The 9,139-nt window shown below is 66.2% G+C and carries 8 protein-coding genes; 3 read left to right on the top strand and 5 right to left on the bottom strand.

Features of this window, described 5'->3' with window-relative positions; translation table 11 throughout:
- Positions 1-238 precede the first annotated feature (238 nt).
- Genes VFW45_09085 through VFW45_09075 form a run of 3 tightly spaced genes read right to left on the bottom strand, consistent with a single transcriptional unit; the run spans position 239 to position 4,382 of the window.
- Positions 239-1,180, bottom strand: coding sequence for an energy transducer TonB (locus tag VFW45_09085; protein HEU5180934.1), 942 nt, complete (start codon positions 1,178-1,180; stop codon positions 239-241).
- Complete coding sequence (locus VFW45_09080) at positions 1,177-3,489, bottom strand: prolyl oligopeptidase family serine peptidase (protein ID HEU5180933.1); 2,313 nt, start codon at positions 3,487-3,489, stop codon at positions 1,177-1,179. Before VFW45_09080 ends, VFW45_09085 begins: the two co-directional genes overlap by 4 nt.
- On the bottom strand, positions 3,486-4,382 hold the full coding sequence (locus VFW45_09075) for an arginase family protein (GenBank protein HEU5180932.1): 897 nt from the start codon (positions 4,380-4,382) through the stop codon (positions 3,486-3,488). Before VFW45_09075 ends, VFW45_09080 begins: the two co-directional genes overlap by 4 nt.
- Before the next feature lie 107 nt (positions 4,383-4,489).
- On the opposite strand from VFW45_09075, the gene VFW45_09070 reads away from it, so the two are divergent.
- Positions 4,490-5,233 carry an MBL fold metallo-hydrolase gene (locus VFW45_09070; protein HEU5180931.1) on the top strand — a complete coding sequence of 248 codons (744 nt, stop codon included), beginning with the start codon at positions 4,490-4,492 and terminating at the stop codon, positions 5,231-5,233.
- A gap of 122 nt (positions 5,234-5,355) precedes the next feature.
- Positions 5,356-6,219, top strand: a complete 864-nt coding sequence (locus tag VFW45_09065) for a hypothetical protein (GenBank protein ID HEU5180930.1) — start codon at positions 5,356-5,358, stop codon at positions 6,217-6,219.
- A 196-nt stretch (positions 6,220-6,415) separates the two neighbouring features.
- Here the strand turns inward: VFW45_09065 and VFW45_09060 are convergent, their stop codons facing one another.
- Together VFW45_09060 and VFW45_09055 are read right to left on the bottom strand one after the other, a co-directional pair.
- On the bottom strand, positions 6,416-6,607 hold the full coding sequence (locus VFW45_09060) for a hypothetical protein (protein HEU5180929.1): 192 nt from the start codon (positions 6,605-6,607) through the stop codon (positions 6,416-6,418).
- A 2-nt stretch (positions 6,608-6,609) separates the two neighbouring features.
- The gene (locus VFW45_09055) at positions 6,610-7,557 is read right to left on the bottom strand and encodes an aminopeptidase (GenBank protein HEU5180928.1); all 948 of its coding nucleotides are present in this window, start codon (positions 7,555-7,557) and stop codon (positions 6,610-6,612) included.
- 227 nt (positions 7,558-7,784) lie between these two features.
- Here VFW45_09055 and VFW45_09050 point away from each other — a divergent pair.
- Positions 7,785-9,139: oligopeptide transporter, OPT family (locus tag VFW45_09050; protein ID HEU5180927.1), on the top strand; the 1,355-nt coding region annotated here is incomplete at its 3' end.

Genomic DNA, 9,139 nt, shown 5'->3' with positions numbered 1-9,139 from the left:
AGCCCGGGCGACCCTTCTTACCTCGGCCTGACGCGCGAGATCAGCCTTAGATTCTCGTATCACTCAGTCTCCACTCTTCGCCAATCGCTAGCTCTCAATATTGCTAGCTAACGTTTCAGCTACCATTTCGGGACTAGGCTGATAATGGCGTAGTCTCCATCCCCGGCCGTTCAGCCGCCGGCCATTTTCATGGCCGGTCGGCTGTAAGGGCCAAGTCAGCTCCCTTCACCGATGCCAACTACTGGTTCGGTTGCATAGTAAATTTGAAGACGGTGATGATGTTCATGGTCACCGCCACGGGCTGCCCATTCTTCATCGCCGGCTTGTAGCGGTAGGTGGCGACCGAGTCGAGCGCCGCGGCGTCGAAGATGGTCGGCGGCGTGATGACGCGCGGGTTGGTCGGCTTGCCTTCCTTGTCCACCACCACTTCGATGATCACCTGGGCCTCCTGCTTGTCGGCGCGGGCCGCCTCGGGATAGACCGCGTTCTGGCGCGTGATCACCTCCGGCATCGTCACGTCTCCCACTCCCGGCAGGTAGGGCTCCTTGTCCCGCTGCGTCACGGGAGGTGGCGCGAAGGCCTCGGCGTCGCGGCGTCCCTGCATGAGGAATCCGGTGTAGGCGGCCGACTGGTCCTGCGCGAAGTGCTTTATCTCGATCGCGAAGATCGAGATGATCGGCAGGGAAGGATCGATATGGCCCGCGAACAGGAGGACCTGGCCGTCCTTCCATGGGATCTTCCGCCGGATCACCTCCTTCGACCCGAAGGTGATGTTGAACAGCGCGAGCTCCGCGCCTCCGGTCGACGTCTCGTCCGAGATCTTCACCTGGATCGTCTGGCCGAAGCCCATCTGCAGGATCGTTTCCTTCCCGGGCTCGAGGGGCTGGACATCGCTGTACTGAAAAGCCAGGGTCGGGAGCGTAAAGCGCTGGCTGAGGGCCCAGAGCTGGGCCTTGCCGTCCATCCCTCCCGGGAGGTAGCCGCTGGTCTGGAATCGATCGGTGGGCGGATGGGCCTGTCCCATCTGAGTGTCGGGCCTCAAGGGGACGAAGTAGGTCCTCAGCAGCGCCGCCGATTTGGGCTTGGTGTCGGGGGGAGCGGTGGCCGAGGGAGCGGCGCACCCGGGAAACAGGATCGCGAGAAGGACGCAGATGGCGGCGATGCGGCGGAGTGCAATCATGGCTTCAGATGCCTCACGAAAAAGTCGAGAATGCGGCTGTACTGATCGATCCAGTTCTCCGGCTCGGTGAAGGTATGGTCCTCTCTCGGGTAAATCATCAGCTCGAACGATTTCCCATAGCGCTGCAGGCGGTCGGTAAGCTGCACCGTGTCCTGGAAGGGAACGTTCGAATCCAGAACGCCATGCAGCAGCAGGATCGGATCCTGCAGCCCCTCGGCGAAATTGATGGGAGAGGAGCGGCGATAGGCCTCGGGATTGTCCTCCAGCGTGCCCAGGCGCTGCGTGCAATAAAAGATATTGCTGCGGTAGTAATTGGCCCAGTCGGCGACGGGGCGCAGCGCCGCCCCGGCGGCGAAGAGGCCGGGATGGCGGAACAGCGCGATCTCAGCCATGAAGCCGCCGTAAGATCCGCCGTAAATGCCGATCCTCCTCGTATCGACCTGCGGCAGCGTCTTGAGGAAGTCGACCCCCGAGAGGATATCGTCGAGGTCCTTGCCTCCAAGGTAGCCCGACACGTCGGTCCGGAAGGCGCGCCCGTAGCCGCTGCTGCCGCGATAGTCCACCTCGAACACCACGAAGCCGCGGTTCACCAGGACGGTGGCGAACTTGAAGTTGGGGGAGTAAATGGTCCAGCCTTGCACGACGTTCTGCTGGATTCCGGCGCCGTGCACGAAGATCACCACGGGACGCTTTTCCGTCGCGGACGCGTCGGCCGTTTCCGGCGTCCCGTAGAGAAAGCCGTAGAGCATCGTCCCGTCTTGCGCTTTGAATGAGACCCGCTCGGGGATCTGCCATCCCGCCCGCTTCACCCTACCTTCGGGCAGGCTGACCGGAAGGGCCGCCTCCGGGAAACCCGCGGGCGCGGTGCGCGTCACCTGCACGGCGCTCTTCGAATCGAGATCGGCGACGAAATAGTTGTAGGGCGTCCCGAGCACCGACCCTTCGACCAGGACGAGCTTGCCCGACTTCGACAGGAAAGGGTGGGTGAGATAGGTCGAGGAGAGAGCCATTGCCTCGGGCTTCCCTCCCGCTCCCGGCGTCAGGTAGAGCGCCCGGCGCGAGGCGTCGGTGTCGTAGCCCAGCGTCAGGATCGAGCGCCCATCGCCGGTCCACCCGGCCCAGTCCACCGCGCCGGCTTCGCCGCGCGTCACGCGCTTCGGCTTGCCTCCGGTCCGTCCCACGGCATACACCTGGTTGAAGCCGGTCTTCTCGGAAGTGAAGAGAATGCGCTCGCCGTCGCGCGAGAAATCGGTCGAAGTGGTGTCGGTCACGAAGCCGTCATAGGTGTAGGCCCACTTCGGGTCGGATTCCTGGTAGACGCGCCAGGCCTTGATCGGCGCCTCCTCCTTCTTCTCGGGGGGCGAGGGGAGGGCGCTGCGATCCTCCGGCACGGTCGTGCCGGCGGCGATGAGCGGCACGTCCGCCGCCACGATGGTGCGAGTCCGGGTGTCTTTCGAGAGGTAATCGACGAGAAGCGATTTCCCGTCCCGCGACCAGACCAGCTCGTTCAGCCACCAGATGCCGTCTTCCCCCGGATCGATCCATCGCACGGCGCTTCCTTCGGCGGAGACCACGCCGACCCGGCTCTTGCTGTAGCCACGCTTCGAATCCTTGGTGCTCACCCATTCGTCGATGTAGTAAGGGACCTGGAAAGCGTGCTGGTCCTTGCCTTCCTCGGAGACGAAAGCGACGCGGGTCCCGTCGGGAGACCAGCGCGGCGTTTCGTGCGCAGCATCCCCGGAAGCGGCCGTGAGCTGCAGCAGCCCGGGCCCCGGATAATTCAGCCGGTAGAGTGACCCGCCGCTGGCATAGAGGATCGATTTCCCGTCGGGGGCCCAGATCGGCTCGGACTCTCCGGCCCGCGTGCGGGTCAGCCGCTCGTTCCGGCCGCCCTCGACGTCGGCCACGTAGAGGTCCCCTTCGTAGGAATAAAGGATCTTGCGCGAGTCGGGAGAGAACTCCAGATTGGCGCCGGCGCCGGAGCGCGGCCACGACAGCGGCTTGGTGGACTCCGGAATCGGCGAGGTGAAGCTGCTCAGCTTGCGCGGCTCGCCGCCATGGGTGGAGACGACGTAGAGGTTCAGGGGCCGGGGGAGGCCTTCCTCGTTCCAGAAATAGGCGACCCATCGATCATCCGGCGAGATCTTCCCGCCGGAGGGACGAATGCCGTCGATCAGCGGCTGCTGGTAGATGGCGCGCACTTCCGGCAGCTCGAAGGCGATTCCGGGGGACGCCAGCGGAGGCAGGAAAAGAAGCGCAAGAATACCGAACGGCGCGCGGCGCCGGGCGACCGGGACGGATCGAATCACGCAGCGGCCTCCGTGAGGATTTCCCCGACCATCTCCACGACGCGCCGGGCTGCCTTGCCGCCGGTGTCGCGATCCGGGTTGAAATTGGTGATCTCCATTCCGGCGAAGCCCGGAGAGGCGGCGAGAGTGCGCAGGATCCCGGTCAGCTGCGGGAAGGCGAGGCCGCCGGGGGCCGGGAAGTCGACCGCCGGCATCTCGTCTCCCTCGAGAACATCCAGGTCGCAATGGACCCAGAAGCGGTCCGACCCGACCGCGAGCCGTGCCAGGACCTCCTCCGCCGCACGCATTGCCGGCATGGCGCGCAGCTCCTGAGAGGAAACGCGCAGCGCGGGCAGCGCCTCGAAGACCGGAATCTCCTGCGCATCCAGCCGACCGACCCCCAAGAGCGCCAGCTTTCCGGGACGCAGCAACGGCGCCGGGCGCTCGAAGGTCGCCAGCGACGGCTCGCCACGCCCCAGCAGGTGGGCGATCACCATCCCATCCAGTATCCCCGACGGCGTCGTCGCGGGAGTGTTCAGCTCGGCGTCGCGATCGAAGTAGGCCAACCCCACCTCGGAGTGAACACGTGTCGCGCCGGCGAGGGTCCCGAGGGCCACCGTGCAATCGCCTCCCAGAATCAGGGCGGCCCGCGACTCGCTCAGGATGGCGTCCACCCTGTCGGCGAGCGTGCGGGCCATGTGCAGAACTCCCTCCAAGTTCTTGTGCCTTGCGTGCGCCGGATCGTCGTCCTCGACATAAGAGAAAGCCGGAAGGTCGCCGGCATCGCGCCAGTCGATCCCGCTGGAGCCCAGCCGGCGCAGGAGCCCCGCTTCCCGCAAGGCAGTCGGAGCCTTCTCGGTTCCGAGGTTGCGCGCCCCGATGCTCGAGGGCACGCCCAGCAGCGTTATTTTCATGCGCGGTATTCTAGCAGGGAGCCCCCTTGGGGCGCGCCCGCGGCCGGTGAAGGGGCCGGAAGCGATGGACCTGCTATGCTGGGGCGGGGGAAGGCGAGGAGTGCCGCGTGATCCTGACCGTGCTCGGATCGGGGGACGCCTTCGGGAGCGGCGGCCGCAACCAGAGCGGCTACCTGCTGCGGGCGGGGCAGCTCCTGCTCCTTCTGGATTGTGGGGTGACGACGCCGGCGGCGCTGCAGAAAGCCGGCGTGGATCCGGCGGATCTGGACCTGATCCTCCTGAGCCACATGCACGCCGACCACCTCGGGGGCGTGCCAATCCTCTATCACGCCTTCCAGCAGGTCCGCCCGCCGCGCAAGACGCTGCGCATCGCGGGACCGCCCGGGATTCGCGACCGGATCGAATCGATCTACGGAGTCCTCTATCCTCCCCGCCGTGAAAAGCCGCGGCGATTCAGGGTCCGCTACCTGCCGCTGGCGGCGGATCGCCCCTTCCTTCCAGCCGGGGCCTCCGGGCCGCGGATCGTCCCGTTTCCGGTGCATCACCAGGAGAAGCGGCGCAACTTCGGCTACCGGCTCCAGTGGCGCGGCCGCGAGCTGGCCTATAGCGGCGACACCGGATGGTTTCCCGAGCTGCCCGAGCGGATCCGCGGCGCCGATCTCTTCCTGTGCGAATGCACGCATGATCGCCGCGACACCGGCAAGCACCTGTCGCTCCAGGAGCTGCGCGAGCTGCGAGGGAGCCTCGAGGTGGGCTCCGTGCTGCTGACTCACCTGGGGCCCGAGCTGGCGGGGCGCCGGAGCGTGGCGGGCTTCCGGCTGGCGCGCGACGGCATGAAGGTGCGTGTTTGACAGGTGGGGTCGTCTGGCTATAATGAGCCGCTTCCCCGGGAATCCGTCATCAGGCAGCGGCAGTAGGCGGCGCTGGCACGCCGCACCGGGTTTTGCCTGAATCCACGTCGCGCGAGGAGACGATGGGCGAGATCGACAAGCATTTCATGGAGTCGCTGGAACGGGAGCTGGGGGATCAGAAGCGCGAAGGGGTGTGGCAGAAGCGCGTCGCGATAATCGCCCTCATCGTCATCCTGGTGGGAGGCGGCGCCTTCGCCGCTCTGACGCTGCTGCGGGACCCGAACTCGGGCCGCGCCCTCCCTCCCGATCTTCCGCCCCCCTCCAAGCAGGCGGCCGTCTCCATGTCCCACAAAGCCAAGGAAACCGGCAAGACCTATTACGAAGAGCATGTCGAGATCCAGAGCGCGCTGGCCGACTATGCGCGGCGCATCGTCACCAAGCAGCTCGACGTGGCGACGCTCGGACCCTTGTTCCAGCCCATCGCAAATTTCAGCTGGGAAAAGTGGTACTTCGACACCGTCCCGGTGAAGGAAGGGTTCAAGACGCACAAGGATGCGCAGCCGACGGCGCACAACTACACCGAAGACCACGCCATCATCACCTACACGGTGACCGACGACGACAAGTGGGGGGCGTGGGGAGTCGGGATCAAGTACGCCGCAGCCCTCGGGATCGACATCACAAACCCGGGGAACAAGGAGATCGCGTCGCTAATCGCCGCCTATGTATGGCTGCAATCCGACAGCCGCCTGCTGTACGACAAGGCCAACTATTTCGACGAGAAGGGAACCTTCGACCCCAAGAAGTTCAAGAAGAACATCAATATGCTGCGCGCCGGGGATCAGATCCGCTTTCCTCACCTGAGCGAAGCGGCCATCAAGGAGCTGGGCCAGGCCCCGCAGAAATACCTCGAAGGGACCGCTCCCTCGGTCGCGCCCGTCCCGCAGGCGCCGCAGACCTCGCCCGCCATCCCGCCCAAGACTTAGTGTCGCGCGCCAGAAATAACTGCCCTTACAGCCGACCGGCCAGAAGACAGCCGGCGGCTGAACGGCAGCGCGTAACCCTTCGGCCGCCGATCCATCCCGCCTTGATGCTTTGCGTCTCGCTGGCAACTCGTTGGCTATCGCGCCTTGCGATACGGGTGGCTAGATAACGGAAGCTTCGGGGTGAGCAGGTTGGAGTTCACTGCATCCTGGAGCGCAGGTACTCCAGCCCGTAAAAGGTGAGGTAGGCGAGGATGCCCAGGATCAGCAGGGTGAGGAGGTTGACCGTCCAGGGCATCTCGAAGACGAGCGAGCGGTGGCAGGAGGAGCACTGCGCGGCATAGACGCCGTTGCCGGCCCCGCAGTAGGGGCAGAGCTTGGTCTTCGGCACGGCTAGAGCAGCTTCCCGGCGCGCATCACCGCGACGCCGTCGATGAGCAGGTCCGGGGAGCGCAGCACTCCGTCGTGGTGGCTCGGGACGTCGATTGTCCCTCCCATGAAGGCGTTGTTGCCGATGGCGATGTGCACCGTCCCCATCACCTTCTCGTCCTCCAGGACGTTCCCCACGATGCGCGCCTTGTCGTTGGTGCCGATTCCCAGCTCGGCAATCCGGTAGGCCTGCGGCCCGTGAGGATCGAGGAGCCGGCGGAGATCCTCGGCGCCGGGACCGCGCATCTCCGTCACGGCCCCTTGCTGCACGACCAGGGTGATCGGCTCGCGCAGCACGCCGCTGTCCCCGATCGACCCGTCCACGACGATGGTGCCCTCGGCCGAGTCTTCCACCGGGGCGAGGAACGCTTCCCCCGCGGGCAGGTTCCCGAAGGCACCCTTCCCGGTCAGCAAGCCCGTATCGGCAACGCCCGTCCTGCCCTCGATCGACATCGTGATGTCGGTTCCCGCGGCGGTGGTCACCCGAGCGGTCTTGCCGCTCGTGAGGATCTGCGCCAGGTGCTCGCTGCGCCGCCCCACCTCGCGGTAGTCGGCCGCGAGACAGCGTGCCATCGTGTCGCGCGTGATTCCCGGCAGCGTGGCGCCGCGGACGCCGGCCTCGCTCGCCTCCTTGCGGGCCCGGGTGTGGGTCAGCGACCGGCTGGTGGGAGCCAGGAAGAGGTCGAAGCGCTTCCAGAACTCGGGGAGCGGCTCCGGAGGCGGCTCGCCGCTGTTCCGGCGCGGCACGATCTCGCACAGGATCGGCTCGCACCCCGCCTCGCGGCCGGCGTCGAACAGGGCCAATCCGATCTCGCGCAGCGGCTCGTCGGTGATGACCAGGAGCTTTTCGCCCGGTTTCGCCCCCAGGCACTGGGAGACGGCGGTGCGTGCCGCGGCGAGCAGATCGGACATTCAACCTCCTGCGGTCCGGCCGGGAGGGCCGGCATTGAGGGCGAATCGGATGCGGGATCTCCGAGGCGCGCCATTATAGCGCCGCACCCGGCGGCGCGAAACGCCGGCCCGATCCCGCCCAAGGCGCCGGAAGGGCCAAGTTTCGTTGACAGTCCTCTCGGGGCTGGGATAGAGTCGCGCGAATCTCTCGTCGTCGGCACTCACAAAAACTGGAGGCACGCAACTCCATGTCGAAGCCTGAGAGCTCCCAGCCCCCGGAAGGCAGGAAGCACCAGCCATTCGTTCCCGAGTCGATGGCCATGACGGAATTCACCCCCCGCGCGCTCATCCTCGGGATTCTGATGACCCTGATCCTGGGAGCCGCGAACGCCTACCTGGGGCTGCGCGCCGGCGTCACGATTGCGGCGACCTACCCGGCGGCGGTCGTGAGCATGTGGGTCGTGGGAAGAATCTTCAAAGGCTCGATTCTCGAGGAGAACATCGCGCGCACCGCAGGGTCGATCGGAGAGTCGGTCGCCGCGGGCGCCATCTTCACCCTGCCGGCGTTTGTCCTGGCCGGCGCCTGGCCCTCCTTCACGGCCGGGGACGCCTACTGGAAATCGACGGCCCTCATGCTGGTGGGCGGATTCCTCGGCGTGCTGTTCGTGTCGCTGGTGCGCCGCGTGATGGTCGAGGACGAGGAGCTGCCCTTCCCCGAGTCGGTAGCAGCCGCGGAGATCCACAAGGCCGGCCAGCGGGGCGGCGAGGCGGCGAAGTACCTCTTCTACAACATGGGATTCGGCGCGCTCATCTATTTCCTCGGAGCGATCGGACTGTACGCGCAGACCAAGGAGATCTTCGTCAAGGTCGGGGAGATGGGGCGCAGCTTCGTGCGGCTCGGCCCCAAAGGCTCGACCCAGGTCCTGCAGACCGGCGGCATCACCAAGTTCTCTGCGCCGGCGATCAGCCCGGCCTACGTCGGCGTCGGCTACATCATCGGCCCCGTCCTGGCGTCGCTCAATTTTTCCGGTGGCGTCCTGGCCTGGGGTCTGATGATCCCGGTTCTGATCTATTTCCTCGGACCGCAGCTCAACAGCTTCTTCCCTGCGGGCGCCCAGGCGGCCGATTGGGACGGCCTGGCGCAAGGCGTTTGGCGGTACATCGTGCGGCCGATCGCGGTGGGCGGGATGATGGTGGGCGCCGCCTACACCCTCTATCGGATGCGCAAGAACCTGATCGGCGGGCTGGGCAAGGCTTTCCAGGAGCTGCGCGGCGGCGCACCGGCCCCCGAGACGGTGGGGCGCACCGAGCGCTACATGAGCTCGCGCACGGTGTTCGCGCTCATCGGAGTGATGTTCATCCTGATGGTCGGCCTCTACATCTATCTTTCGGGCCTGGTGGCCGGCGGCACGGTGGCGGCCGTCGTGATGATCATCGCCGCCTTCTTCTTCGCCACCGTGTCGGGGTACCTGGTCGGGATGATCGGATCCACCAACAACCCGATCTCGGGGCTGACCCTGTCGACTTTGATCATCGCTGCGCTGCTGATGATCTCCCTGGGAGTCTCCGGGCCCAGTGGCGTCATCGCCGTGCTTGGCGTGGC

This window comes from Candidatus Polarisedimenticolia bacterium, assembly GCA_035764505.1.
Taxonomy (GTDB): Bacteria; Acidobacteriota; Polarisedimenticolia; order Gp22-AA2; family AA152; genus AA152.
Note: the sequence above shows the minus strand (reverse complement) of the source record. Positions and strands in the feature narration are given on the sequence as shown.